The sequence below is a fragment of the Streptomyces changchenzhani genome (assembly GCF_039766235.1).
In the GTDB taxonomy this organism is placed as follows: domain Bacteria; phylum Actinomycetota; class Actinomycetes; order Streptomycetales; family Streptomycetaceae; genus Streptomyces.
In genome coordinates, this window is the sequence record NZ_JBDHNH010000001.1 from 1,391,535 (window position 1) to 1,416,505 (window position 24,971).

The 24,971-nt window shown below is 70.3% G+C and carries 22 protein-coding genes; 11 read left to right on the plus strand and 11 right to left on the minus strand.

Annotated elements, in window-relative coordinates:
• Positions 1 to 113: 113 nt before the first annotated feature.
• Positions 114 to 683: a hypothetical protein gene (locus ABCR94_RS06605; protein ID WP_347118090.1), complete on the plus strand. Its 570-nt coding sequence runs from the start codon at positions 114 to 116 to the stop codon at positions 681 to 683.
• Between the two features lie 78 nt (positions 684 to 761).
• Here ABCR94_RS06605 and ABCR94_RS06610 read toward each other — a convergent pair whose 3' ends face one another.
• From ABCR94_RS06610 to ABCR94_RS06620, 3 genes are all read right to left on the minus strand, one after another.
• Positions 762 to 2,354, minus strand: coding sequence for an IS1182 family transposase (locus ABCR94_RS06610; RefSeq protein ID WP_347118091.1), 1,593 nt, complete (start codon positions 2,352 to 2,354; stop codon positions 762 to 764).
• A gap of 190 nt (positions 2,355 to 2,544) precedes the next feature.
• Positions 2,545 to 3,630 (minus strand): DNA alkylation repair protein, encoded by a 1,086-nt coding sequence (locus ABCR94_RS06615; RefSeq protein WP_347118093.1) that lies wholly within the window; start codon positions 3,628 to 3,630, stop codon positions 2,545 to 2,547.
• Positions 3,631 to 3,655: 25 nt separating this feature from the next.
• Positions 3,656 to 3,949, minus strand: coding sequence for a hypothetical protein (locus tag ABCR94_RS06620; protein WP_347118094.1), 294 nt, complete (start codon positions 3,947 to 3,949; stop codon positions 3,656 to 3,658).
• 104 nt (positions 3,950 to 4,053) lie between these two features.
• On the opposite strand from ABCR94_RS06620, the gene ABCR94_RS06625 reads away from it, so the two are divergent.
• A complete protein-coding gene (locus tag ABCR94_RS06625) occupies positions 4,054 to 4,608 on the plus strand; it encodes an ABATE domain-containing protein (protein ID WP_347118095.1) in 555 nt (184 codons plus the stop codon).
• Between the two features lie 27 nt (positions 4,609 to 4,635).
• Complete coding sequence (locus ABCR94_RS06630) at positions 4,636 to 5,550, plus strand: IS982 family transposase (RefSeq protein WP_347118096.1); 915 nt, start codon at positions 4,636 to 4,638, stop codon at positions 5,548 to 5,550.
• Between the two features lie 232 nt (positions 5,551 to 5,782).
• Here ABCR94_RS06630 and relB read toward each other — a convergent pair whose 3' ends face one another.
• The gene (gene relB / locus ABCR94_RS06635) at positions 5,783 to 6,124 is read right to left on the minus strand and encodes a type II toxin-antitoxin system RelB family anti-toxin (protein ID WP_347118097.1); all 342 of its coding nucleotides are present in this window, start codon (positions 6,122 to 6,124) and stop codon (positions 5,783 to 5,785) included.
• Positions 6,124 to 6,507 carry a type II toxin-antitoxin system RelE/ParE family toxin gene (locus tag ABCR94_RS06640; RefSeq protein ID WP_347118098.1) on the minus strand — a complete coding sequence of 128 codons (384 nt, stop codon included), beginning with the start codon at positions 6,505 to 6,507 and terminating at the stop codon, positions 6,124 to 6,126. Before ABCR94_RS06640 ends, relB begins: the two co-directional genes overlap by 1 nt.
• Positions 6,508 to 6,673: 166 nt before the next feature.
• Between ABCR94_RS06640 and ABCR94_RS06645 the strand changes: the two genes are divergently transcribed.
• The 3 genes from ABCR94_RS06645 (at position 6,674) to ABCR94_RS06655 (ending at position 12,512) form a co-directional block, all read left to right on the plus strand.
• Entirely contained in the window at positions 6,674 to 10,405 is a 3,732-nt protein-coding gene (locus ABCR94_RS06645) for an ABC transporter ATP-binding protein (protein ID WP_347118099.1), read from the plus strand.
• Between the two features lie 133 nt (positions 10,406 to 10,538).
• Positions 10,539 to 10,919, plus strand: coding sequence for a hypothetical protein (locus ABCR94_RS06650; protein WP_347118100.1), 381 nt, complete (start codon positions 10,539 to 10,541; stop codon positions 10,917 to 10,919).
• A gap of 168 nt (positions 10,920 to 11,087) precedes the next feature.
• Positions 11,088 to 12,512, plus strand: coding sequence for a S28 family serine protease (locus ABCR94_RS06655; protein ID WP_347118101.1), 1,425 nt, complete (start codon positions 11,088 to 11,090; stop codon positions 12,510 to 12,512).
• A 67-nt stretch (positions 12,513 to 12,579) separates the two neighbouring features.
• Here ABCR94_RS06655 and ABCR94_RS06660 read toward each other — a convergent pair whose 3' ends face one another.
• The 3 genes from ABCR94_RS06660 to ABCR94_RS06670 all read right to left on the minus strand — a co-directional run bounded on the left by ABCR94_RS06660 (position 12,580) and on the right by ABCR94_RS06670 (position 16,587).
• Entirely contained in the window at positions 12,580 to 13,194 is a 615-nt protein-coding gene (locus ABCR94_RS06660) for a hypothetical protein (RefSeq protein ID WP_347118102.1), read from the minus strand.
• 183 nt (positions 13,195 to 13,377) lie between these two features.
• Positions 13,378 to 15,204, minus strand: a complete 1,827-nt coding sequence (locus tag ABCR94_RS06665; RefSeq protein WP_347118103.1) for a glycoside hydrolase family 3 protein — start codon at positions 15,202 to 15,204, stop codon at positions 13,378 to 13,380.
• Positions 15,205 to 15,666: 462 nt separating this feature from the next.
• Entirely contained in the window at positions 15,667 to 16,587 is a 921-nt protein-coding gene (locus ABCR94_RS06670; RefSeq protein ID WP_347118104.1) for a LysR family transcriptional regulator, read from the minus strand.
• A 111-nt stretch (positions 16,588 to 16,698) separates the two neighbouring features.
• On the opposite strand from ABCR94_RS06670, the gene ABCR94_RS06675 reads away from it, so the two are divergent.
• A complete protein-coding gene (locus ABCR94_RS06675; protein ID WP_347118106.1) occupies positions 16,699 to 17,769 on the plus strand; it encodes an EamA family transporter in 1,071 nt (356 codons plus the stop codon).
• Between the two features lie 80 nt (positions 17,770 to 17,849).
• On the opposite strand, the gene ABCR94_RS06680 is transcribed toward ABCR94_RS06675, so the two are convergent.
• Together ABCR94_RS06680 and ABCR94_RS06685 are read right to left on the minus strand one after the other, a co-directional pair.
• On the minus strand, positions 17,850 to 18,662 hold the full coding sequence (locus ABCR94_RS06680; RefSeq protein WP_347118107.1) for a sugar phosphate isomerase/epimerase family protein: 813 nt from the start codon (positions 18,660 to 18,662) through the stop codon (positions 17,850 to 17,852).
• Positions 18,659 to 19,594, minus strand: a complete 936-nt coding sequence (locus ABCR94_RS06685; RefSeq protein ID WP_347118108.1) for a bifunctional helix-turn-helix transcriptional regulator/GNAT family N-acetyltransferase — start codon at positions 19,592 to 19,594, stop codon at positions 18,659 to 18,661. The genes ABCR94_RS06680 and ABCR94_RS06685 overlap by 4 nt, the downstream gene beginning before the upstream one ends.
• Positions 19,595 to 19,693: 99 nt before the next feature.
• Here ABCR94_RS06685 and ABCR94_RS06690 point away from each other — a divergent pair, with 99 nt between their 5' ends.
• A complete protein-coding gene (locus tag ABCR94_RS06690; protein ID WP_347118109.1) occupies positions 19,694 to 20,566 on the plus strand; it encodes a substrate-binding domain-containing protein in 873 nt (290 codons plus the stop codon).
• A 31-nt stretch (positions 20,567 to 20,597) separates the two neighbouring features.
• Here ABCR94_RS06690 and ABCR94_RS06695 read toward each other — a convergent pair whose 3' ends face one another.
• Positions 20,598 to 21,668 (minus strand): LacI family DNA-binding transcriptional regulator, encoded by a 1,071-nt coding sequence (locus ABCR94_RS06695; protein ID WP_347118110.1) that lies wholly within the window; start codon positions 21,666 to 21,668, stop codon positions 20,598 to 20,600.
• A 95-nt stretch (positions 21,669 to 21,763) separates the two neighbouring features.
• Here ABCR94_RS06695 and ABCR94_RS06700 point away from each other — a divergent pair, with 95 nt between their 5' ends.
• Genes ABCR94_RS06700 through ABCR94_RS06710 form a run of 3 tightly spaced genes read left to right on the plus strand, consistent with a single transcriptional unit; the run spans position 21,764 to position 24,928 of the window.
• A complete protein-coding gene (locus tag ABCR94_RS06700) occupies positions 21,764 to 22,915 on the plus strand; it encodes a Gfo/Idh/MocA family protein (RefSeq protein ID WP_347118111.1) in 1,152 nt (383 codons plus the stop codon).
• Positions 22,912 to 24,075, plus strand: coding sequence for a dihydrodipicolinate synthase family protein (locus tag ABCR94_RS06705; protein ID WP_347118112.1), 1,164 nt, complete (start codon positions 22,912 to 22,914; stop codon positions 24,073 to 24,075). Before ABCR94_RS06700 ends, ABCR94_RS06705 begins: the two co-directional genes overlap by 4 nt.
• Positions 24,068 to 24,928: a sugar phosphate isomerase/epimerase family protein gene (locus ABCR94_RS06710; RefSeq protein WP_347118113.1), complete on the plus strand. Its 861-nt coding sequence runs from the start codon at positions 24,068 to 24,070 to the stop codon at positions 24,926 to 24,928. The genes ABCR94_RS06705 and ABCR94_RS06710 overlap by 8 nt, the downstream gene beginning before the upstream one ends.
• The last annotated feature ends 43 nt before the right edge of the window (positions 24,929 to 24,971 follow it).

Consider the following 24,971-nt stretch of genomic DNA (forward strand, 5'->3'; position numbering starts at 1 on the left):
CCATTCGGCAGCCCCTGAACCCAAACCCGGAGCCCTGCCCACCTCACCTGCGCGTTAGCCTCTGTGAAAGATCGCCCGCGGGGGCGTCCGGACGAATGAAGGTGTGGCGCCGGATGGGCGACAGCCCGGACAAGAAATCGAGCGACGACATACCGACGGCGTTTGTGCCGCTGCCTCCGGGCGCCTGGGGGCCGCTCGACCCGGCGCCCCTCGGCACCCCCGGTTCGCTCGGCCTGAGCGCCGTGAGCGGGGCCCGCCGGCGCAGGACTGCCCCCGCCATCCTCGTGCTCGCCGCCCTCGCGTCGCTGACCACGGGGTGTTCCGGCGATGCCGCCCGGTGCGGGCCCGCTCCGGCGGGCGAGGTCAGTCAGGCGGATCTGTACGGGAGTTACACGGGCCCGAACGGGGCACGTCTCACCCTCACTGTGAAGAACTGGCCCAAGGAGAACGCCGTAGAGATCCTGAAGAAGGGTGCTCCCGCGTTCGACGGCCGCGGATACTGGGAGATGCCGAATCCCCCCGGGAAAGACGCCGAGATCGAGCTACAATTCGAAGACCTCTACGGCCGGCGCGGGGGGCCGCCTGTCGACCAGCTCCAGGTCGGCAGGTCGGACGGGCATACCGTGCTCTTCGCCAAGCTCGGGGACCCGGACGTGTGCCGGGTGTTCAAGTTGACTTCTTGATCACCGAGGCCTGCCTAGAAGGCTGCTGAAAATCTTGTTGAGGGGGCTGTCCGGCCGTGGGCCGGGTGGCCCTCTTTGTTATGGGGTGGCCGGGATGAGGGTCCAAGTGCCGTTGACTCGGGTGAGTCCGAGTTTGATCAGTCGGCGGAGGTTGAGTGCGGCGGCGCGGTGGTGGAGGGCGATGTTGTTGGCGATGACGCCTCGGTGGCGGACGCGGCGGTGGCCGTGGGCGACGAGCCAGGCGATGGCGCGTTCGACCGGGGGCCGCCAGCGGCGGTACTCCTCCTGCCAGGTGGTGTCGGTGGCGGCCTGGTGCCGGGCGGCGGCGAGGAGTGCGTGCTGGGCGTGGACGTTGAGGGCGCGTCCGGTCTTGGAGGTCGTGCAGCGTTCCCGCAGCGGGCAGCCGGCGCACTGGCGCTTGAACTGGGCCGTCCGGTTGCCGTCGGCTTTGACGCGGCCCAGGTTCGCGGTGTTGCCGGCCGGGCAGGTCACCGTGCCGGCCTCGGTGTCGACGTGGAAGTCGTCGATGGTGAAGCCGCCGGGGACGGTCTGCCGCAGCGGTGGCGGTTTGATCACCGCTGTGTGGCCGGCCTCGGTGAGTTGTTCGCGCAGGGCGCCGGTGCCGTAGGCGGCGTCCCCGAGCACGGTCAGTGTCTGGCCGTCGGCAGTGTCCTCGTCGGCCAGCAGGTCGAGCGCGACGGCGGCTTCGTGGTTGCCGGGGCCGTGGCCGCTGGTCAGGGCGACGGCGGTGAACAGTCCGGCCTCGGGCTCGAAGGAGACGTGTCCCCGGAAGCCCTCCTGGTGGCGGGTGCGGTTCTTGTGGATGTGCCGGGCGTCGGGGTCGACAGTGGACACGGTGCGGTCGGGCACGGTGCCCCGGGTGATGCGCCAGCGTCCGTCGGATCCGTCGGAGTCCTCGGCGGGCTCCACGTCCTGCCCGGCGACCAGGGCGAGCAGGCCCATCGCGTTCGCCGCTCTCTCGCCCAGCTCGCGTTCGGGCAGACGGCCCAGGAGGTTGAGGGCGTCGGTGACCAAGGCGTCCACCAGCGCGGCCCGGGCCGCCCCGTCGTTCCAGGCGATCTTCGGTTTGCCCGGGTCGGTGTAGTCGTGGGCGGTGCACCACTGTCCGGCGACCGTGACGGCGCCGGGGACCTCGCGGATCACCCGGCGGATCGCCGAGACGATCTGGGTGACGGTGTCCTGGGTGGCCACAGCGTCGTCCAGGACGGTGGAGTCCAGCGCCCGCCGCGTCCTGCCCTTCAGCACCCCGGTCGCGGCCACGACCTCTTTGACCTTGGTAAAGATCCGCGTCGGGTCGCCGGAGCGGGCAAGCCGACGCCGGAAGTAGGTCAGCAACGACGGATCGAAGGCCATGTCGTGCAGGCCCAGCCCGCAAGCCGCCTTCCACCGCAGATCACAGCGGAGTTCCTGGACCGACTCGAAGTCCGACAGCCCGGTCAGGGACTGCAGCACCACCGTCGAGGCCAGCACCTGCGGCGGCAGCGACGGCCGCCCGTTGGCCGACGGGTACATGTCCGCGAAGAACTCCGCAGGGAACAACGCCTCCCGGTACTCGGCCAGGAACGCGTACACGCTCCCTGCCGGGATCAACTCCCGGCAGGTCTCCCACACATCCGGCCCGACCGGCTCCCCGGCCCATTCCCCCTGCATGCCTACAAGGCTGGCCCCGGACCTGCCGGCCCGGGGCCAGAACGCAAAAGATTTTCAGCAGCCTTCTAGATGATTGATTCCAAGGGGTAGCTGCGCGGATGCAGGTTCCCGTTTCTGGTGGCGGAAGCCCCATTGGGGTGGCGGCGCGATGGCGGATACGCCACCGAAGCGGGATGCGAGGCGGTTGCCCTCAGCAGTGCAGCGTGAACGAGGCTTCCCCGTGGGGTCGGCCGTTGACCTGGAGCTGCACCAGATGGACACCTGGGTGGTAGCGCCGTGTGCTGATCGGCTTGAAGGAGTGTCTGCGTGTCGCGCGCCACGTCTCGCCGGGAGCCAGGGACCGCGTGGTGAGTTTGAAGACCTTGGGGGTGCGGGTCCCGTTGGCCTTCATGTGGAGGACGACGTAGTCGACGACGAGGTGAGCGGTCTGATCGTGAGTGTTGGTCACCGAGTAGTCGAACAGCAGATAGTCGCCGACCCGGATCTCTGAGGCGTGGACGTGCGGGCCCTCGACAGCGACGGGACTGTCCGGGAAGTGGCCGAGCAGCGTAAGGGCCCCGGCGTGGCCGGACTTGATCAGGGTCCGCAGGCCGTGCCGTACCAACCGGGTCGTCGTCGGTGCCGGGTCGCTCAGCCAGCGCGCCGCGACACCAGCGGCGATGTCGGGGTGGTCACGGCTGATGTCGTTGAGGTGGTTGGCCACTGATCTGCGGACGTACTCGGAGTCATCCCGGTACAGCACGTCGAGCAGGGGCAGTGCGGGTGTCGGATCCGCGATCAGCTCCGGAAGCTGGGGCGCCCAGGGCAGTCTTGGCCGCGTGCCCTCACTGGCCAGTCGGCGGACGTGGAGGTCGGGATGCGCGGTCCACGGCGTCATGACCCGGAGCGCGCGTTCCAGGTCGGCACGGAGGAAGGGCCGGACGGCGATCTCCGCGGTCAGGCGCGGGGTGAGTTCTGCCAGCAGGGCGAGCGCCGGTTCGAAGGCGTCCCGGCCCCGTACGGTGACGGCCTCGGTGACAGGGAAGATCATCCATCCGGTGAAATCGCTGTCCCTCAGTGCGGCGCGCAACACGTTCGCGAAGGCCGGGTAGTCCGCCGGAAGATCAGCTAGGACGGCATTTCTGATCAGGGCGACACGCTCGGTGAAGCTCAGCCCGTCCAGGACGGCGCCGCACCCCCGGGTCTCATGCGCCGTGATCCCGTCACCGGCTCGCGTAAGGCATCGGGTGAGGTCGGCGACGGTGTCCGCGCTGAGTAGTTCGTCTGCCGAGGGCACAGCGTCATTCTCCTTGATCTCGGGGCTATGCGGTGTGCAGTACCTGAGCGTGCCGCATCTCGTGCACTGTGCCGATTCGGCTGAAGAAGCCCTGTGCCCGGGGGTCGGTCGGCATCTCCTTGGCCGCGCGCTCGGCGACGTCGGCGGACGACCAGATGATGAAGTCCAGGACGGTGCCGTCGTCGAACTGGGCGAGGTAGGCGCCCTGAAAGCCGTCGCCGTAGTGCCCCTTGAGTAGTTCGACGAGCTGCTCTCGGTGGGCGGTGAGGGCGGCGGGGTCGTCGGCGTCGAACCTGACGTACTCGATGGTTGCACTCATGGCATCACCCTTCGTCGACCACGTGACCCACGGATTTGGTGGATCAAATCCGTGAGTTGAAGTTATCACGGGTTCGCTGACCTGAATCCAGTAGATTGAGGGGCATGACCATCCGGGACCTGCAGGAAATGCCGTGGATCGGCGAGGACCCGGTCCTCGACCTGGCCAACACCGTCGTCGTCGGCGCAGGCCCGGGGCGCGGCGACGTCGACTTCCTCGCCGATCGGGAACTCACCAGGCTGTGGCGCGCCCGCGCCGCCGACCGCAGATTGGCCGCCCTCTCCTTGGAGGAGCTGGAGCGGCTGCGTGGGTTGGTCCGCGACGCGCTGGACGCGACAGCCGGACAGCGGCCGCTCACCGACAGCCTGCGGACCCGCCTGAACGAACTCGCCTCGTCCGCCCCCGTCGTCTTCCGGATGACCGGCGACGGCCTGCTCGCACAGCAGGAACAGGGTGGCGGCGCCGACGCCGTCGTCGCCCGCGAGACGCTCGTCCTGGCCGCGGGTCCAGACCGTCAGCGGGTGCGGCGCTGCCACGCCCCCAGTTGCGGCATGTTCTTCCTGGCCAGGCGCCGTGACCAGGCATGGTGTTCCCTCGGCTGCGGCAACCGGGCGAGGTCCACCCGGCGCCAGCCACGAGAAACGGGAACCCACAGCTGATGAGACAAGGGAACCCAAAGTCAGGTTGTGACACCAGACTTGGACTCCCTCGCGACCGCACTCTATGCGGAGACCGACGACCTGCTGAAGGGTTCGCCGCAGCTTGCTCCGTGGCGGCCGGCGGTGGGTATCGCCCCGAAACTCACCGACGCCGAGCTGGTCACGCTCGCGATGATGCAAGCCATGCTCGGCTTCACCTCCGAGGCCCGTTGGCTCCGCCATGCCCGCTCCCACCTACGGCATCTCTTCCCGTACCTGCCGAAGCAGCCCGGCTACAACAAGCGCCTGCGCAAGGCGGCCGAGCTGCTCCGCCGGGTCACCCGGCTCCTGGCCACCGAGACCACCGTGTGGAGCGACGACGTGTGGATCGTGGACTCCACGCCGGTGGAGTGTGGCCGCTCACGCGAGACCGTCGAACGCTCCGACCTGGCCGGATGGGCCGAGTACGGGTACTGCGCCAGCCACAGCCGCTTCTTCTGGGGCCTTCGGCTGCACCTGGTCTGCACCCTCCAGGGCCTGCCCGTCGCCTTCGCCCTGACCGGAGCCAAGGCCGACGAGCGCGAGCCCCTGCTGGACCTGCTCGCCGCCGAACCGGCCCTCTTCGCCAGCCGACCCGGCCAGACGCTGATCGGCGACAAGAACTACTTCGGCCGTGACTTCGAACATCAACTGGCTGAGCAGGACATCCGGCTACTGCGGCCGGCCCGCAAGGGCCAGCCGGAACGGCCCGGCGCACCCCTGTTCAAGCCGTTGCGGCAGGTCATCGAGTCAGTCAACGAGACCTTCAAGGGACAGCTCGATCTCGAACAGCATCGAGGACACACACCCGGCGGGGTCATCGCCCGCGTCATGCAGCGCATCCTCGCGCTGACCGCAGCGATCTGGCACAACGACTACACGGGACAGCCCGTCCTGCGCTCGCTGACCGCCTATGACCACTGACCCCTTGGGATCGATCATCTAGGCAGTAATGAACGTGCCGAGGCAGGGCGTACGGCAGCTCGGATCAGGGCGGCCTGAATGATCAGAGTGCCCAAGTTCTCACGATCGGGGGCCTCAAGGACCCGGGCCTCGACATCGAGGAATTCGTGGCGTCGGGTCCGTGCCGTCAGGACCGCGGTGTCCCGCCGTGATGTCCGACCGCGGTGTCGGACCGCGGTGTCGGACCGCGCTGTCAGGCGGCCGTCGTGCGGGCGCGGAATGTGACGACGGAGCTGTCCCCGTCGAGTTCCACGCTGAGCGAGGCCTCCATTGCCCGCGCCAGCCGGGCGAGCAGCGGCAGCGTGGGCATGGTCCCGCCCAGCTCCAGTTTGGAGATCTGCGGCTGGGTCATGCCCGCGCGCTGCGCCAGCTCCGTCTGGGAAATTCCCAGCTCGGTCCGCCGGTCGTAGACCGCCTGACCGAGGTCCCAGGACATGCGGATCTCCTCGCGCAGTTTGGCCACTTCCGGATCTTCGGAGATGCCCTGAGCGACCTTCCGGTCCCTGGTGAGCTTCCACTGGGCGTGACTGACCATTACAGCTCTCCTCGCTGTGCGTCGCGGACGAATGCTTCGTGCGCAGGTTCGTGTTCTGCCTCGCAGACGGCCTTTGCCCGCTTGGCGCGGGCTACTTCTGCTTCCTCGCGTTGTTTCGTCTTGCGGAAGACCGTCAGTAGCACGGCCCGGCGTCCCGGAGCGAGCCAGTATGTGAGTCTGACAGCGTCGCGGTTGCGGCCGAGGTCGAATCGCAGCTCCCTCACCCCGTTCCCCAAATAGCGCGAGTGAGGCTCGCACAGCGTCGTCGCGCTCTCAGCCAGCCGGGCAGCGGCGTGTTCTGCTCTTTCGTAGTCGTGCTCCGACAAGTTCATCAACCACAGCCGGACCTCCGGCTCGATCTCGATCACAAAGGACTCGTCCATACACTGGAACGTATAGATGCTCCAGTGTATGACCCGATGGGATGATCGGGAAGTCCACCAGACGGGTGGCGGCCGGTCCGACGGTTGACGTTTGTTGCGGCGGGATGAAATCCGCACTTCACCGCGTTGGTGACTTCCGGCAGCACAGGACGACCGGGAGGCAGCAGTGGCGGCGGCAGATCAAGGGTGGGCACGGCGGCTGGCGGGCTATGCCTGGCGGTACCGGCGGAACGTGATGCTCGCGCTCGGCTCCTCGCTCGGCGGCATGGCGGTGATGGCCCTCGTGCCGCTGATCACCAAGATCGTCATCGATGACGTCATCGGGGAGCACTCCCGCTCCCTCGCCGTATGGACCGGGCTGCTGGTAGTCGCAGCCCTGGTCGTGTACGTCATGACGTACATCCGGCGCTACTACGGCGGGCGGCTCGCCCTCGACGTCCAGCACGATCTGCGCACCGAGATGTACGGGACCATCACCCGCCTCGACGGCAGGCGGCAGGACGAGCTGTCCACCGGCCAGGTCGTCGGGCGCGCCACCAGCGACCTTCAGCTGATCCAGAGCCTGCTCTTCATGCTCCCGATGACCATCGGGAACGTGCTGCTCTTCATCATCTCCATCGTGATCATGGCGTGGCTCTCGCTGCCGCTCACCCTGGTCGCGCTCGCCGTCGCCCCCGCGCTGTGGTTCATCGCCAAGCGCAGCCGCGTCAGGCTCTTCCCGGCCACCTGGTACGCCCAGGGCCAGGCCGCCGCCGTCGCGGGCGTCGTCGACGGGGCCGTGTCCGGCGTACGCGTCGTGAAGGGTTTCGGCCAGGAGGACCAGGAGATCGGCAAGCTCCGCGAGGTCGGCCGCCAGCTGTTCGCCGGGCGCCTGCGCACCGTGAAGCTGAACTCCCGCTACACCCCGGCCCTCCAGGCCGTACCCGCCCTCGGGCAGGTCGCGATGCTGGCGTTCGGCGGCTGGCTGGCGACCCGGGGCGAGATCACCCTCGGTACGTTCGTCGCCTTCTCCACCTACCTCGCCCAGCTCGTCGGGCCCGTCCGGATGCTCGCCATGGTGCTGACCGTCGGCCAGCAGGCACGGGCCGGCGTCGAGCGTGTCCTGGAGCTCATCGACACCGAGCCTGCCATCGCCGACGGCACCAAGGAACTGCCCGCCGACGCCCCCGCCACCGTCGAATTCGACGACGTGTCCTTCGGATACGACACCGACCGCCCCGTCCTCGACGGCTTCTCGCTGAGCATCGCGCCCGGCGAGACCGTCGCCGTCGTCGGCTCGTCGGGCAGCGGCAAGTCCACCGTCTCGCTGCTGCTGCCCCGCTTCTACGACGTGTCACGCGGCGCGGTCCTGATCGGCGGCCACGATGTGCGCGAGCTGACGCTCGAATCGCTGCGCGCCGCCATCGGGCTCGTACCCGAGGACAGCTTCCTGTTCTCCGACACCGTGCGCGCCAACATCGCCTACGGCGTCCCCGACGCCACCCAGGAACAGATCGAGACCGCCGCCCGCGCCGCCCAGGCAGACAGGTTCATCTCCGAGCTGCCCGACGGCTACGACACGACGGTCGGCGAGCACGGGCTCAGCCTCTCCGGCGGCCAGCGCCAACGCCTCGCCCTGGCCCGCGCCATCCTCACCGACCCGCGCCTGCTCCTCCTCGACGACGCCACATCGGCCGTGGACGCGCGCGTGGAGCACGAGATCCACGAGGCGCTGAAATCCGTCATGGCCGGGCGCACCACCCTGCTGATCGCGCACCGCCGCTCCACCCTCAACCTCGCCGACCGCATCGCCGTCCTCGACGGCGGCCGGCTCGCCGACATCGGCACCCACGACGAGCTCCAGCGCCGCTCCGCGCTCTACCGGCGGCTGCTCACCGACCCCGACGAGCTCGGCGGCGTATCACCGGGGCACGTGCCGCCGGTGGCCGTCGCGGAGCCCGACGATCGCTCCGTGCAGGCGGAGCTCGACGCGGAGTTCGACGCCGAGCGCGGCCTCACGCCCGAGCTGTGGGTGCGTGACGAGACCGCGCCCGACACCGCGACCGACCACGCCCCCGGCATGACGGCCACGCCCGAGCTGCTGGCGCAGGTCGACGCACTGCCGCCCGCCGACGGCGTACCGGACATCGACGAGGCCCGCGCCGTGCAGGCCGAGGAGTCCTACGGGCTGCGCAGGCTACTCCGCGGCTTCCGGTTGCCGCTGCTGATCAGCCTGCTGCTCGTCACCATCGACGCGGGCATGGGCCTGCTCCTGCCGGTCATGATCCGGCACGGCATCGACGAGGGCGTCAGCCAGCTCTCGCTGGGCGCCGTCTGGGCGGCCTCCGCCCTCGCGCTGCTGTCCGTCGTCATCCAGTGGACGGCGCAGACCGGCGAGATGCGCATGACCGGACGCACCGGTGAACGCGTCCTCTACTCGCTGCGACTCAAGATCTTCGCGCAGCTCCAGCGGCTCGGCCTCGACTACTACGAGCGTGAGCTGTCCGGCCGCATCATGACCCGCATGACCACCGACGTGGACGCCCTGTCGACGTTCCTGCAGACCGGTCTGGTCACCGCCTTCGTCTCCGTCGTCACCTTCTTCGGCATCATGGTCGCCCTCCTGGTCATCGACGTGGAGCTGGCCCTGGTCGTCTTCGCGACGCTGCCGATCCTGGTCTTCGGCACGTACTTCTTCCGCAGGAAGAGCGTCCAGGCGTACGAACTGGCCCGCGACCGCGTCGGCCTCGTCAACGCGGACCTCCAGGAGTCGGTGGCCGGGCTGCGCATCGTGCAGGCCTTCCGCCGCGAGCGCAGCGGCGCCGAGCGCTTCGCCGCCCGCAGCGGCAGCTACCGCGAGGCCCGGGTCCGCGGCCAGTGGCTGATCTCCATCTACTTCCCGTTCGTCCAGCTGCTTTCGTCGGTGGCCGCCGCCGCGGTGATGATCGTCGGCGCCGGGCGGATCGAGGCGGGCACTCTCACCGCCGGCGCGCTCGTCGCGTATCTGCTCTACATCGAGCTGTTCTTCGCGCCCGTGCAGCAGCTCTCCCAGGTCTTCGACGGCTACCAGCAGGCGACCGTCTCGCTGGGGCGCATCCAGGAGCTCCTCCAGGAGCCCACATCGACCGCGGCCGCCACCGAGCCGCTGGACGTCCTGTCGCTGCGCGGCGAGATCGCCTTCGAGGACGTGTCGTTCCAGTACGGGACGGCCGACGGGCCCGAGGAGGCCCTCACCGGGATCTCCCTGCGCATCCCGGCGGGCCAGAGCGTCGCGTTCGTCGGCGAGACCGGCGCGGGCAAGTCGACCCTGGTCAAGCTGGTCGCCCGGTTCTACGACCCCACCAGCGGCCGGGTCACCGCCGACGGCACGGACCTGCGCGACCTCGACATGACGGCGTACCGCCACCGCCTGGGCGTCGTCCCGCAGGAGGCGTACCTCTTCGCCGGTACGGTCCGTGACGCCATCGCGTACGGGCGGCCCGGCGCGAGCGACGCGGAGGTCGAGGCGGCGGCCCGCGCGGTCGGCGCCCACGACATGATCGCCACCCTCGAAGGCGGCTACCTCCACGAGGTCGCCGAGCGCGGCCGCAATCTGTCAGCCGGCCAGCGCCAGCTCATCGCGCTGGCCCGCGCCGAGTTCGTCGACCCGGACGTCCTGCTGCTCGACGAGGCGACCGCCGCCCTCGACCTGGCCACCGAGGCCCAGGTCAACCAGGCCACGGACCGCCTCACCGGCCGCCGCACCACGCTGGTCGTGGCGCACAGGCTGACGACGGCGGCGCGCGCGGACCGGGTGGTGGTCATGGACCACGGGCGGGTCGTCGAGGACGGCACGCACGACGAGCTGCTCGCGCTGGACGGCAGCTACGCGCGGCTGTGGCGGGCCTTCATAGGTGAGGACGAGCCCGCGGCGGTCTGAACGGCCCGCCACGCCGGTGCAACCACCCCCCACCCTCCATGCGTCCGTACGCACGTACGCTCCTGAGGGGATTGGGGTACGGGTGTTCGGTACGGCAAGAGGGTCGAGCGGGTCGAGTGGGGCGGGCGGGGCAATGAGAAAGCAGCTGGCGTACGGACTTGCCGTGGTGATCGCGGCTTCGGGCCTGGCCCTGGCGGGTCCCGGCAGCCAGGGCGCGGAGGCAGCGGCGGCCAGCTGCTCGGGCCGCAAGGTCAGAACGGTTCCCTTCCGCACCGGCGAGCTGCGGATCTACAAGAGCCGCCAGTACGTGTGCGCCATGACCGTGGCCAAGCGGCCCGGCGTACGGCAGAAGATGTCGATCGCCCTCCAGGCGCGCGGCAGCCGAGTCGCCAAGGACAGCGGCATCTTCACCGTCCGGGCAGGCCCGGTGACGGTCTACGCCCTCAACCGCTGTGTACGGGCCGTGGGCTTCGTCGGCAACAAGAAGGCTTCAACCGGCTGGATTCTCTGCTGATTCGCGCCAATTACCCGCCAATACCCGCTGATTCCTTCTGAATTCTTCTGATTCCGGCTGTTCCCGTTGTCCCCTGTATCCCATTCACCCTCCCCGTAACAAGGTCTGGTGGAGCGACAGTTGCGCCGCTAGGTTCACGTGGTCGTCTGTGACTACAGGGGAGAACGAATGCGCAAAGCGCTCAGATGGCTGCTGTCGTTCGCGGTGCTCATAGGCACCGTCGGAATCAGCAGCGCACCGGCCGGAGCGGCCACCGCCGCCGAGCCGGACATCAAGGACAAGATCCTCGCGATACCGGGGATGAGCCTCATAGAGGAAAAGCCGTACACCGGCTACCGCTATTTCGTACTGAACTACACTCAGCCGGTTGACCACCGGCACCCGTCCAAGGGCACCTTCAAGCAGCGAATAACCCTGCTGCACAAGGACACCAACCGCCCGACGGTCTTCTTCACCAGCGGCTACAACGTCTCGACGAACCCCAGCCGCAGTGAGCCGACCCGGATCGTCGACGGCAACCAGGTGTCGATGGAATACCGCTTCTTCACCCCGTCCCGGCCCAGCCCGGCCGACTGGTCGAAGCTCGACATCAAGCAGGCTGCGAGCGACCAGCACCGCATTTTCACCGCCCTGAAGAAGATCTACTCCAAGAAGTGGCTCTCCACGGGCGGCTCCAAAGGCGGCATGACCGCCACGTACTACGAGCGCCACTTCCCGCGTGACATGGACGGCGTCGTCGCGTACGTCGCGCCCAACGACGTGGTGAACAACGAGGACTCGGCGTACGACCGGTTCTTCCGCGACGTCGGCACCCGCGAGTGCCGCGACAAGCTGAACGGGGTGCAGCGCGAGGCGCTGGAGCGCCGTGGTCCGCTGCGCGACAAGTACCAGGAGTGGGCGACCGCGAACGGCGCCACCTTCCAGACGATCGGCAGCCTGGACAAGGCGTACGAGTCCACGGTCCTCGACTTCGTCTGGGCCTTCTGGCAGTACAGCCTGGTCGCCGACTGTGCGGCCGTCCCCGCGACGGACGTCTCCGACCAGGAGATCTACGACTATGTGGACTCCATCTCGGGCTTCTCCGCGTACACGGACCAGGGCCTGAACACGTATACGCCGTACTACTACCAGGCGGGCACCGAGCTGGGCGCCCCGATGGTCAAGTACCCGCACCTCAAGGGCCTGATGAAGTACGGGCCCGAGTACTTCACGCCGCGTGCGTACGTACCGCGGGACATCCCGATGAAGTTCAAGCCGGGTGTCATGCGCGACGTCGACAGCTGGGTGCGGCACAACGCCACGCGGATGCTGTTCGTGAACGGGCAGAACGACCCGTGGAGCGCCGAGCCGTTCCGCCTCGGCAAGGGCGCGCGCGACTCCTACGTCTACACCGCGCCGGGTGCCAACCACGGTGCCAACGTCGCGGGTCTCGCGCCGGACGAGAAGGCGAAGGCCACCGCCGAGATCCTCGACTGGGCGGGCGTCGCTCCGGCGGCCGTCCAGGAGGACGCGGCGAAGGCGAAGCCGCTGGCGAAGTTCGACGCGAAGCTCGACAAGCGCGACATCGAGCGCGAGCCGATGCTGCGGCCGTAAGACGTACGGCTGTAGAGCCGTATGGCTGTAGCGCCCGAGCTGCTGGGCTGTGCCCGCCGTGGTGGATTCACACCCGGCGGGCGCAGCCCACTGCTTTGGCCCCGCCCAATTGCACGAACAGCTGGGTCGACGGCGGGCACTGCGCGCGCCGCACCACCGCGTCCGTCACCTCGAACCTCGGGGCGATCTCGCCCGACCCGTCGCAGGCGGTCTCCTTCACCTGGCCCGCGCGCGCCGTGTAGAGGCAGTCGCCGACCACCGTGCGCGGCCCGCCGCCGCGGCCCGGGTCGCCCGGGTGGGGCTCTTCGAGGTTGCGCATGCACGCGGAGCCGCGCGGCACCGCGCCGTCGCCGTCCTCGTCGAAGGCCGGCTTGCTCTCCGAGATGTGCAGCACGAAGTCCGTGGTGGGCGGGCACAGCGCCCCCTCGGCCGGGCGGCCGTCCTGGCGGTCGAGCACCCGCGCCGAGGCCTTCTCGCTGCCGCAGGACACCTCGCGGAAGTCACGCCCGCGCGAGCTGCACTCGCCGACGCCGAGGAAGGTCGCGCCGTACCCGGAAGGGGTGACCGTGCCGGTGGAACCGTTCGCCGAGCCGTCCTGCCCGGACGGCTTCTGACACGAGGTCAGCGCCGCCAGGGCGAGCAGCAGGGCGCACACCACCCCCGTGAACCGGTCTATTCTCATGCCGAACCCCCGATACCTCCCCCCAGCGTGGCCCGTGGGGGTGGGCGCACGCCAGACGCACGGGGGGCTTTGCGTCACTCGGGGGCGGTGCGCCGGGGGCGTGACGTACGGCGCGTACGCCGGATGGGGCAGTCCTGCCCAGTGCCCTCGGCAGGCTCCAGCAGGACAGCCCGTCCCCGACCTCTAGTAGGACAGCCCGTACCCGACCGGATGGAGCACCTTGGTCGGGTCGTCCGCCCGCTGCACCGGCACCGGCAGCCGTCCCTCGGGATCCGCCCTGCCCGCGATCACCCGCGCGGCGGCGCGCAGTTCGACATCGGTCCAGGAGTACGTCGCCACACTGGCGGCGAACCCGCTGAGCTGCGCGATGTCGTACGGATTGCGGATCGCGACGGTCACGATGGGCACCCCGGTCGCCCCCAGCGCGCTGACCAGCGTGCGCTGCGTGCTGGTGGCCGAGACGTTGTACGTCCCCACGATCACGGCGTCCACCGCGGCGGCCGCCACCACCGCCTCGTTGATCTTCGCCTGGGTCGGGGCGGTCCCGGTGGGCAGCCTGGTGACGGTGAAGCCCAGCTCGGTCAGTGCGTCGGCCAGGACGGTGGTCGGCGGTCCCGTCGTCCCGGACGGGGACGCGGGATCGGCGCCGACGACCAGGATCTTCCGGTGCTGCCGCCGGTTGAGGGGGAGCAGCCGCGCCTTGTTCGCCAGCAGAGTCGTGGTCTCCTCGGCGATCCGGTCCGCCGTCGCCAGGTGCGAACGGGTCCCCACGGTCCGGTCCACCCCCCGGTGCGAGACATACGGGTCACGCAGCAGCCCCAGCTTCTCCTTGAGCCGCAGGATCCGCAGCAGGGACTCGTCGACCCTGGCCATGCTCACCTCACCGTCCCGGACGGCCTTGAGTACGGCGTTCCAGGCGACGGGCAGGTTCGGCGGGTTCAGCAGCTGGTCGCAGCCCGCGAGGAGCGCGAGGACGGGCACACGGTCGTCGCCGTACTTCTTGCGCACGCCCGCCATGTCGAGGGCGTCGGTGACGACGACCCCGTCGTAGCCGAGCTGTTCGCGCAGGACCCCGGTGAGGATCGGGTGCGACAGCGTGGCCGGGTCCTCGGCCGGGTCGAGGGCCGGGACCAGGATGTGCGCGGTCATGATCGAGTCGATACCGGCGGCGATCGCGGCCCGGAACGGCGGGGCGTCCAACTGCTCCCACTGCTCGGCGGTGTGGTCGATGCTGGGCAGCCCGTAGTGGCTGTCGGTCTTGGTGTCGCCGTGGCCCGGGAAGTGCTTGGACGTCGCGGCGACCCCGGCGCCCTGATACCCCTTGACCTGCGCGGCGACCAGCTCAGCCACGGCCTGCGGGTCGGAGCCGAAGGACCGTACGCCGATAACCGGGTTGGCCGGGTTGACGTTGACGTCGGCGACCGGGGCGTAGTTCTGCACGATGCCCATCGCGGCCAGCTCGGCGCCCGCGATCTGCGCCGCCTTGCGCGCGTCGGAACGCGAGCCGCCGGCCCCGAGCGCCATCGCGCCGGGCATCAGCGTGGCGGGCTTGCCGACCCGGGCGACGATGCCGTGCTCCTGGTCGGTGGAGATGAGCAGCGGCAGGGGAGTGGGCTGCGCGAGCCCGGCCTGCTGGATGCCGTTGGAGAGGTCGGCGATCTGGTGCGGGGAGCGGGTGTTGTGCGCCCAGACGAAGTAGATGATGCCACCGACGTGGTACTTCGCGATGAGCTCGGCAGCCGTCCTGACCCCCATCTCCTTGAGGTTCAGATCGATGTCGACCTGGTCGGGCGCGGTGGCGGAGTGCCCGTACACCCGCATCACGAAGAGCTGGCCGACCTTCTCCTCCAGGCTCATCCGGGAGATGAGCCGCTTCAGATGGCCCTGAGGTCGGTCCTTGACCGAAGCCGATGAGGTGTCCGCGACCGCGACGGGCGCGGTGGCGACTGCGGCGGCCACCGCGGCGGTCGCGGTGAGCAGGGTGCGTCTGGAGGTGCGGTGATGTTGCACGTGAGCTCCTTCCGGCCGTACTCGACAAGCTTGGCAAGGGAGTTGAAAGAAACTGCCAATGACTCACGGATATCCGGAAAATAACTGCCAGGTCAAGAGGCGCGGCAGGAGAAAGGCATTGCCGACCCCAGGAAGCGGCCGAACGGGGGACCGGCGCGCGGATCCGGTGCCGGGACCCGCGCCAGAACCCGTGCCGGGCAGGGAGCCGCCACCGGCGCATACGAAGGGGGGCGCACCGGTGGCGGCTGTGCTGCCGCCCGCAGGCGGGTGGAGAGGGGAGTCAGCGATCGCAGCCAGCAGCGAGGGCCGACACCGCTCTGCGGAGACTCACCGGCAGCACGCATGTTGGACGGAAACGGTTCGCCTAAGGTTCCCCGGAATGCGGGGATTTCCGGAAATGTTACGGATGGTTCTGTTGATAGTTCTGATGATGGTTCTGTTGATGCCGGACAGGGAGACGGGCTACTGCTGACCTTCCTGCGCGCCCACCTGCGGCCAGTGCTCCTGGAGCGTGCGTACGGTCTCGGTGATCGCGGGCCGGCGGGCCGCGCCCGTGCGCCACAGGGCGTAGAGGCGGCGGACCGGCACCGGGTCCAGCGAGACGGCGTGCACGCCGGGCGGGAGCGGGCCGCGGCCCAGGCGGGGGATCATCGCGACCCCCAGGCCCGCCGCGACCAGGGCGATCTGGGTGTGGTTCTCCTCCGCCTGATGCACCAGGTCCGGTTCGCAGCCGGCGGCGCGCAGGGTGCGTACCAGCCAGTCGTGGCAGACCGTGCCGGGCGGCTGGCAGATCCACCGCTGGCCCGAAAGGTCCTCACGCCGTGCGGACTTCCGCGCGGCCAGCGGGTGCCGCTCCGGCACGAGGAGGTCGCACAGATCATCGCCGATGACCGCCTGCTCCACGCCCTCCGGGGCGGGCAGCGGGGCGATGTCCCAGTCGTGCGCCACAGCCAGGTCGATCACGCCCCGAGCCACCAGATCCACCGAGAGGTGCGGGTCAACCTCGGTCATCCGGGCGTCCAACGCGGGGTGTCGGTGCGCCAGTTCGGCCAGTACGCCGGGGAGCAGGCCGCGGGCCGCCGAGGCGAAGGCGCCGATCGAGAGCCGGCCGCCTGGTCGCCCCCTGCGCTCCTCCAGGGTCGTCTCGGCCCGCTCCATGATCGTGAGCAACTCCTGCGCGGTATCGGCCAGATGGCGCGCCTCCTCGGTGAGCGCCACCCCCCGGCCCTGCCGCTCCAGCAGGGTCGTACGGGTCTCGCGCTCCAGCTTGGCTATCTGCTGCGACACGGCGGAGGGCGTATAGCCGAGCGCGATGGCGGCCGCGCCGACCGAGCCGTGGACGGAGACCGCGTGCAGTGCGCGCAGCCGGGACAGATCGAGCACCCCGCACCCCTTCATTCGTACTCACTCGTGCTCACTCATAAGCAACACTGAATTCAATCATGAAGGAATCCGTGCTGGTGCTACATGGTCGCAGGCGGCGATCCTCAAGGCATGCGCCCCGCACACATCGCTCTCGCCGCGCTCGTCGCCGCCCTCTGGGGGGTCAACTTCGTGGTCATCGAAGTCGGCCTCGACCACTTCCCGCCGCTGCTCTTCTCCGCCCTGCGCTTCCTCGTCGCGGCGCTGCCCGCGGTCTTCTTCGTGGGCCGTCCCAAGGTCGCCTGGAAATGGGTGATCGGCGTCGGACTCGCTCTGGGCGTAGGGAAATTCGGGCTGCTCTTCACCGGTATGGACGCGGGAATGCCCGCCGGGCTCTCCTCGCTGGTGCTACAGGTCCAGGCGGTGTTCACGGTCCTGTTCGCCGCGCTCGCCCTCGGTGAGAGGCCCGGCCGCCTGAGGGTTCTCGGTATGACCGTGGCGCTCGGCGGGATCGTCGTCGCCGCCGTGGACGAGGGTGCGTCGGGGCCACTGTTCGGCTTCGTGCTGGTCGTTGCCGCGGCGGCCTGCTGGGGCGTCTCCAATGTGCTGACCCGCAAGGCGAGCGCGCCCGACGCGCTCAACTTCATGGTGTGGGTGAGTGTGGTGCCCGTACTGCCGCTGCTCGCCCTGTCGTTGCTGTTCGAAGGCCCGGAGGCGGACCTGGCCGCCCTGCGCGCGCTGGACTGGGGCGGCGCGGGCGCGATCCTGTACGTCGCCTGGGTCACGACCATCTTCGGCTTCGGCGCCTGGGGCTACCTGCTGCGCCGCTACCCCGCGTCGTCCGTCGCCCCGTTCTCGCTCCTGGTGCCGGTCTTCGGAATGTCCTCGGCGGCGCTGCTCCTGGGCGAGCCGGTCGGCCCGCTGCGCTGGTGCGCGGCAGCGCTGCTGGTGAGCGGGGTGGCACTGGCCTCGTTCGCGGGGCGGGGGCGGCCCGGGTCACCCTTGCCACTGGACAGCGTGCCTACGCAATCAGGCAGCGGCCACTCCGTGCCACCGTCCTCGGCGGGGCTGCTCTCCCGCACGATGGCCAGTATCGGGGCCACCTGTTCCTCGGGCAGCCGGTCGACCAGGGCATGCAGCTCTTCCCGCAAGGTGCTCATGCATCAAAGGTACGGAAACTCGGGCAGCCGCGAATCGCTTTGAGCGGCACGAGCAGGCGCGGGAGGCGGCGCGGGGCCCGGGCGTGAGCCACTCAGGTTGCCGCCCGCCGCCCGCGCCCCACCTCAGCGCCGCGCCGCCGCCACCAGCCCCTCCAGATACTCCCGCCCCGCCGCCAGCATCGGGGGCAGCTCCGCCGCCTGGGGGTACCAGCGCTTCTCGTACTCCCAGCACAGCCAGGTGTCCGCGTGGCCGCCGTCGGCCGCCGCCAGCTGCGCCACGCAGTCGGCCAGCGGCAGCACGCCCGCGCCCAGGGCCAGCGGGGTCTTGTCCTCCGCCGACGCGATGTCCTTGACCTGGGTGTAGCCGAGCTGGGGGGCCAGGACCGCGTGCGAGGCCGCCGGGGTCTCCTCGCCCAGCCAGGTGTGCATCACGTCCCACAGCGCGCCCGCGTTCTTGTGGCCGACCGGGCCCAGCACGCGGGCTGCGGCTGCGCCGGTGCGGTGCGAATCGTGGGTCTCCATGAGGATGCGTACGCCGAGGTCCGCCGCGTGTTCGGCCGCCACGCCCAGCCGGCGGGCCGCCGTCGCGTCGGCCTCCTCCGCGCTCTGCTCGTCGCCGCCGCCGGGGAACACCCGGATGTAGGAGGCGCCCAGGTCGTGGGCGAGACGCAACAGGCCGTCGATCTCCTCGTGCACGGGCAGGTCCTCACCCGGCGCCGCCACCCGCGCGTATCCGGACACGGTCAGGATCTCGATGCCTTCACGGGCGAACTCCGCCACGGCGTCCGCGCGTTCACTCACGCTGCTGCCCGGGTGGATCGGCTCCTCGGGGTGGGCGCGCAGTTCCACGCCCTGGTAGCCGGTGGCGGTCGCCAGGCGCGCCACGTCACGCATCGGCATGCCCGGCACCCCGAGGGTGGAGAAGGCGTACTTCATGTTGCTGTTCCTTTCTGCAGGGTCAGTCGCCAGTCCTGGCCGACCAGATCCACGCCGTACGACCGGTGCGGTTTCTCGGCGACGAGCGTGAAGCCGGCTCGCTGGTAAATCTTGCGCGCGGCGACGAGCACATCATTGGTCCACAGCACGACTTCCCGGTAGCCCACCTCGTATGCGAATTCCACCACCGTCTTGACCAGGCGCTCTCCCAGGCCGTGGCCGCGCGCGGCCGGGTCGACGAACAGCAGCCGCAGGCGCGCGGTGCCGGGTGTGTCGTCCCGTACACACATCACCGAGCCGACCGGGCGTCCGTCCAGCTCGGCGATCCACACCCGTTCCAGATACGGGTCGTGATCCTGGGCGAAGTCCGCGACGATGCGGGCCACCAGCCCCTCGAAGTCGGTGTTCCAGCCGAACTCGGCGGCGTACAGCGCGCCGTGCCGCTGCACGATCCAGCCCAGGTCGCCGGGGACCGGGTCGCGCAGAACGGGCCCTTCGGGGGGTCGGGTCCCGGTCCGGCCGAGAAGGTCGCGGACCATGCGCATCGCCGCCGCGAGGCGCGGCCGGTCCTCGGGCGATACGCCGGACAGCAGCGAGCCCACGGCTTCGCGCGAGCGTTCGTCGAGGAGCGCGGCGGCTTCCCGCCCGCGCGGCGTCAGGGTGACGCGCTGGCGGCGGGCGTCGGTCCTGGACGGACCTCGCTCCACCAGGCCCGCCCGCTCGAACTTGGTCAGCAGGCGGCTCAGATACCCCGCGTCGATGGAGAGCGTCACACGCAGGTCCACCGCGTCCGTGCGGGAGGAGTGGGCCAGCTCGTACAGGACCCGGGATTCGGTCAGCGTGTACGGCGCGCGGAGGTGCTTGCTGTAGTCGAGCGCGCCGATGAGGTTCGTGTAGAAGCGGTTGAACGCGCGGATTTCATGAATGGGCATGCTCGGATCCACTCCGGGGCTTGCGTGTCTTCTTTGACTGAGTCAACGGTACGGCGGCTCGCCCGCGTACGGAAGACCCCGGTGGGGCAGGACTGGACCATGACAGCACCCACACCAACACCCGCACCCACAGGCGCAGGCAACTGGACCTTCACCGACGACCGCGGACAGCTTTCGTCGGCCCCACGACGCCCCACCCGGGTCGTCGCGTACATACAGGCCGGAGCGACCCTCCTGGACCACGGCATCACCCCCCTGGGCATCTTCGGTTCCTACCACGACGGCGACGCCCCCGACCGGGCCAAGTCCGGTCTGCTCGCGCTCGACGAAGTGGCCTACTTCGGGGCGGGCGAGAGCCTCGACCCGGAGCGGCTGCTGGCCGCCGCTCCCGATCTCGTCGTGGCCGTCAGCTACGGCGGGAGTCTCGCGTACGGCATCGCCCCCGAGGCCGCCAAGCACCTGGAGGAGCAGGTGCCGCTGGTGGTGCTCGACGTGGGCCAGGGGCGGTCGCTCGACGAGGTCAGGGAGCGGTTCGCCGCGCTCGCGGCCTCGCTCGGCGGTACGGAGGACCCCGCGGCCACGGCCGCCCTGGACGCGGCACGCGAGCGGCTGCGCACCGCGGCGGCCCAACCGGACCCGCCCGGCGTACTGGCCCTCTCCGCGGCCGGCGCCGACCAGGTCCACCTGGCCAGGCCGCACGCCTGGCCCGACCTGCGGGCCCTGGCCGACCTGGGCGTACGGCTGCTCGACCCGCCCCCGGGCGGCGGCGCGAACTGGTCGACGACCGGCTGGTCCGAAGCCGTCTCGCTCGCCCCGCACCTCGCCCTGGCGGACGCCCGCTCCAACGCGGCCCCACTGGACCCGGCCCGCGTCGGCGACGCCCGCGTCATCCCCTGGAACCCGGAACTCCCGGCCAGCCGCGCGGCGCACGCCCGATTCTTCGACGCGGTGGCGCGGGCGCTGGCGCCGTAAGTCGTAAGCCATGGGCCGGGCGGTCGGCGCCTCAGCCCCGCGGTGCCCCCGTCGATCCCCGCACCATCAGCTCCGCCGGTACCGACGCGATGCCGCCGGGCGGCGGCGTCTCGCGGCCCATGGCCAGGCGGCCCGCCCGCGCGCCCGCCTCGTACAGCGGCAGCCGTACGGTCGTCAGCGCCGGCACCGCGTCCACCGCGAACGGCAGATCGTCGAAGCCCGCCACCGACATGTCGGCCGGGATGCGCAGGCCCCGGTCGCGCAGGGCCGCGCACGCGCCCAGTGCCACCGTGTCGTTCGCCGCGACTATCGCGGTCAAGTCGGGTGCGCGGCGCAGGAGTTCGATGGTGGCGTCGTAGCCGGAAGCGCGGTCGTACGGGCCGTGCAGTGTGAGCCGCTCCTGGTCCGCGTCGAGTCCCGCAGCGGCCAGCGCGTCGCGGTGGCCCTCAAGCCGGTGCCGGGTGGTCGTGCGCTCCACGGGCCCGGCGACGTAACCGATCCGCCGGTGGCCGAGCGCCAGCAGATGCTCTGTCAGCCGCTGCCCTCCACCGCGGTTGTCGAAGGTGAGTGCGGCGGTGATCGACGATCCGTCGTCGTCCCCGCCCAGCGGCGGCCGGCCGCACAGCACCACCCGGGTGCCCGCGTCCGTGAGCTTCGCCAGCTTCGACGCGACCGCGGCCAGATGCCCGGGGTCCTCGATCGCGCCGCCGGTCAGGATCACCGCGGCGGCGCGCTGGCGCTGCAACAGCGTGAGGTAGGTCAGCTCGCGCTCGGGGGAGCCGCCCGTGTTGCAGACGATCGCGAGTTTCTCGCCGCCCGCCCGGCCCGTGCCCTCCTGGCCGCCGATCTGCGACTGCGCCGCCCCGGCCATGATCCCGAAGAAGGGATCCGCGATGTCGTTGACGAGGATGCCGACGAGGTCGGAGGTGGCGGCGGCCAGTGCGCTGGCCGGCCCGTTGAGTACGTAGTCGAGGTCGTCGACCGCGCGCAGCACCCGCTCCCTGGTGGTGGCGGCGACCGGGTAGTTGCCGTTCAGCACACGGGAGACGGTGGCCGGCGACACCTGGGCGCGGGCTGCCACGTCCGCCAAGGTCACTGTCATCTGGTCGTCCTCCGGGTCTTGTCCGAGTCGCTGTCCGCAGGCTAGCTTCATAGCCTATAGAAAGCGCTTGCTATGGCCGTACGGAGGGAACATTCGTGACACGCAAGACAGTGCGCATCGCCATGAACGGCGTCACGGGGCGGATGGGGTACCGCCAGCACCTCGTCCGCTCCATCCTCGCCATCCGCGAGCAGGGCGGCCTGGACCTCGGCGACGGCACAGTCCTGTGGCCGGAGCCGGTCCTGGTGGGGCGGCGGGAGCATGCACTGAAGGAGCTTGCGGAGCGGCACGGGCTGACCGAATGGTCTACGGACCTCGACGCCGTCCTCGCCGACGAAAGCGTCGACATCTACTTCGACGCGCAGGTCACCTCCGCCCGCGAGGAGGCCGTCAGGAAGGCCATCGCGGCGGGCAAGCACATCTATACGGAAAAGCCGACGGCCACCGGGCTCGACGCGGCGCTCGGCCTGGCCAGGCTCGCGCGCGACGCCGGGATCAAGCACGGCGTCGTACAGGACAAGATCTTCCTGCCGGGCCTGCTCAAGCTCAAGCGCCTGATCGACGGCGGTTTCTTCGGCGAAATTCTCTCGGTGCGCGGCGAGTTCGGCTACTGGGTGTTCGAGGGCGACTGGCAGGACGCGCAGCGCCCTTCGTGGAACTACCGGGCGGAGGACGGCGGTGGCATCGTGGTCGACATGTTCCCGCACTGGGAGTACGTCCTGCACGAGCTGTTCGGCCGGGTCAGGACGGTCCAGTCGCACGTTACGACGCACATCCCGCAGCGCTGGGACGAGCAGGGCAAGCCGTACGCGGCGACCGCCGACGACTCGGCGTACGGGATCTTCCAGCTGGAGGGCGGCGCGGTCGCCCAGATCAACTCCTCGTGGGCGGTGCGGGTGCACCGCGACGAGCTGGTGGAGTTCCAGGTCGACGGCACCCACGGCTCGGCCGTCGCCGGTCTGCGCAACTGCCGTGTCCAACACCGAAGTTTCACGCCGAAGCCGGTCTGGAACCCGGACCTTCCCGCGACCGAGTCGTTCCGCGAGCAGTGGCAGGACGTCCCGGACAACGCCACCTTCGACAACGGCTTCAAGGCGCAGTGGGAGCTGTTCCTGCGCCACATCGCTCTGGACGAGCCGTACACCTGGGACTTGCTCGCGGGCGCGCGTGGTGTGCAGTTGGCGGAGCTGGGCCTCAAGTCCTCGGCCGAGGGCCGCCGTTACGACGTACCGGAGCTCTCGCTGTGACGATCCTCCTGCCGTACGCCGACGGGCGCACCCGCCCGTACGAACCCAGGGCCGTGCCGCTCGCGCTCCCGCTGGGCGGCTCGGCGCTCGCCTCCCGGACGGTCTACTCGGCTGCCCATGTGGTGGCCGACCCGTACGCCGACGTGTCGCCCGACTCGCCCGCGGCGGTCGACTGGGACGCCACACTCGCCTTCCGGCGCCACCTGTGGTCGCACGGCCTCGGCGTCGCAGAGGCGATGGACACCGCGCAGCGGGGGATGGGCCTGGACTGGGCGGGCGCGGCGGAGCTGATCAGGCGCTCGGCGGCAGAGGCGAAGGCGGTCGGCGGCGCGATCGCGTGCGGCGTCGGCACCGACCAACTGGCTGTCGGGGATCGGTCGTTGGCCGAGGTCACGGCGGCGTACGAGGAGCAGCTCGCCCTCGTCGAGTCGACCGGGGCGCGGGCCATCCTGATGGCGTCACGGGCGCTGGCCGCGGCGGCACGCGGCCCCGAGGACTACCTCGCGACGTACGCTCATCTGCTGCGTCAGGCGCGCGAACCGGTAGTGCTGCACTGGCTGGGCCCGATGTTCGACCCGGCGCTGGAGGGCTACTGGGGGAGCGCGGACCTGGACGCGGCGACCGAGACCTTCCTTGAGGTCGTGGCGGCCCACCCGGACAAGGTCGACGGCATCAAGATCTCGCTGCTCGACGCCCAACGCGAGATCGCGGTGCGGCGCCGGCTGCCACGCGGCGTGCGCTGCTACACGGGGGACGACTTCAACTACCCCGAGCTGATCGCGGGCGACGACCACGGCTTCAGCCATGCGCTGCTCGGCATCTTCGACCCGCTGGGGCCGCTCGCGGCGGAGGCGGTGCGGGTGCTGGACACGGGCGACAGTAAGGGCTTCCGTGAACTCCTCGACCCGACGGTCGAGTTGTCCCGGCATCTATTCCAGCCGCCCACTCGTTTCTACAAGACGGGCGTGGTGCTGCTCGCCTGGCTGGCGGGCCACCAGAGCCACTTCACGATGGTCGGCGGCCTCCAGTCGGCGCGCTCGCTCCCGCATCTGGCTCGTGCGTACGAACTGGCGGACGGGCTGGGCCTGTTCCCGGACCCGGGGCTGGCGGAGTCCCGAATGCGTGCACTTCTAACGGTCCATGGAGTCCCCAATGCCTGACCCTTCCCTCTCTCCCCTCTTGATCTCCCGCCTCAGCCTCAACCAGGAGACGATCAAGCAGTGGTCGCTGCCGGAGCTGGCCGAGGGCTGCGTCAAGGCGGGCGTCACGGGCGTGGGCCTGTGGCGGACGCCGGTCCAGGAGTACGGCGTCGAGCGCGCCGCGCGGCTGGTGCGCGACGCGGGTCTTGCCGTCACCAGCCTGTGCCGGGGCGGCTTCCTGACCGGCGACGACCGGGGCCCGGCCCTGGCCGACAACCGCCGGGCGATCGACGAGGCGGCGACGCTGGGCACGGCCACGCTGGTCCTGGTGTCAGGCGGCCTCCCCCCGGGCAGCCGCGACCTGCACGGCGCGCGCGAACGCATCGCCGATTCCCTGGCCGAGCTGGCGCCGTACGCGGCGGAGCGCGGTGTGCGCCTCGCGATCGAGCCGCTGCACCCGATGTACGCGGCGGACCGCTGCGTGGTCTCGACGCTGGGGCAGGCGCTGGATCTGGCGGAGCGGTTCCCGGTGGAGCGGGTGGGAGTGGTCGTCGACACGTATCACCTGTGGTGGGACGAGCAAGTGGGGGCAGAGATCGCGCGGGCGGGCTCGCGGATCGCCGCCTTCCAACTGGCCGACTGGGTCACGCCGTTGCCTGCGGGCGTGCTGCTCGGCCGGGGGCAGCTGGGTGACGGCTCGGTCGACTTCCGGTGGTTCCGGGAGCGGGTCGACGCGGCGGGCTACGACGGCCCGATCGAGGTCGAGATCTTCAACGAGGCACTGTGGGCGCGGGACGGAGCGGAGGTCCTGGCGGAGGTGGCGGAGCGGTTCGTGGCGCATGTAGGGGTAACCCCGGGCTCTCGGACGGGCTGACTGTGAGTCTTTGAGCGCCGTTTGAGGACCGGGGTCGAGGGCG

Coding starts and splice junctions, on each gene's coding strand:
- ABCR94_RS06605 (WP_347118090.1), top strand. CDS start 114: ATGGGCGACAGCCCGGACAAGAAATCGAGCGACGACATACCGACGGCG.
- ABCR94_RS06610 (WP_347118091.1), bottom strand. CDS start 2,354: ATGCAGGGGGAATGGGCCGGGGAGCCGGTCGGGCCGGATGTGTGGGAG.
- ABCR94_RS06620 (WP_347118094.1), bottom strand. CDS start 3,949: ATGAGTGCAACCATCGAGTACGTCAGGTTCGACGCCGACGACCCCGCC.
- ABCR94_RS06625 (WP_347118095.1), top strand. CDS start 4,054: ATGACCATCCGGGACCTGCAGGAAATGCCGTGGATCGGCGAGGACCCG.
- relB (WP_347118097.1), bottom strand. CDS start 6,124: ATGGTCAGTCACGCCCAGTGGAAGCTCACCAGGGACCGGAAGGTCGCT.
- ABCR94_RS06640 (WP_347118098.1), bottom strand. CDS start 6,507: ATGGACGAGTCCTTTGTGATCGAGATCGAGCCGGAGGTCCGGCTGTGG.
- ABCR94_RS06650 (WP_347118100.1), top strand. CDS start 10,539: ATGAGAAAGCAGCTGGCGTACGGACTTGCCGTGGTGATCGCGGCTTCG.
- ABCR94_RS06655 (WP_347118101.1), top strand. CDS start 11,088: ATGCGCAAAGCGCTCAGATGGCTGCTGTCGTTCGCGGTGCTCATAGGC.
- ABCR94_RS06660 (WP_347118102.1), bottom strand. CDS start 13,194: ATGAGAATAGACCGGTTCACGGGGGTGGTGTGCGCCCTGCTGCTCGCC.
- ABCR94_RS06675 (WP_347118106.1), top strand. CDS start 16,699: ATGCGCCCCGCACACATCGCTCTCGCCGCGCTCGTCGCCGCCCTCTGG.
- ABCR94_RS06680 (WP_347118107.1), bottom strand. CDS start 18,662: ATGAAGTACGCCTTCTCCACCCTCGGGGTGCCGGGCATGCCGATGCGT.
- ABCR94_RS06685 (WP_347118108.1), bottom strand. CDS start 19,594: ATGCCCATTCATGAAATCCGCGCGTTCAACCGCTTCTACACGAACCTC.
- ABCR94_RS06690 (WP_347118109.1), top strand. CDS start 19,694: ATGACAGCACCCACACCAACACCCGCACCCACAGGCGCAGGCAACTGG.
- ABCR94_RS06695 (WP_347118110.1), bottom strand. CDS start 21,668: ATGACAGTGACCTTGGCGGACGTGGCAGCCCGCGCCCAGGTGTCGCCG.
- ABCR94_RS06710 (WP_347118113.1), top strand. CDS start 24,068: ATGCCTGACCCTTCCCTCTCTCCCCTCTTGATCTCCCGCCTCAGCCTC.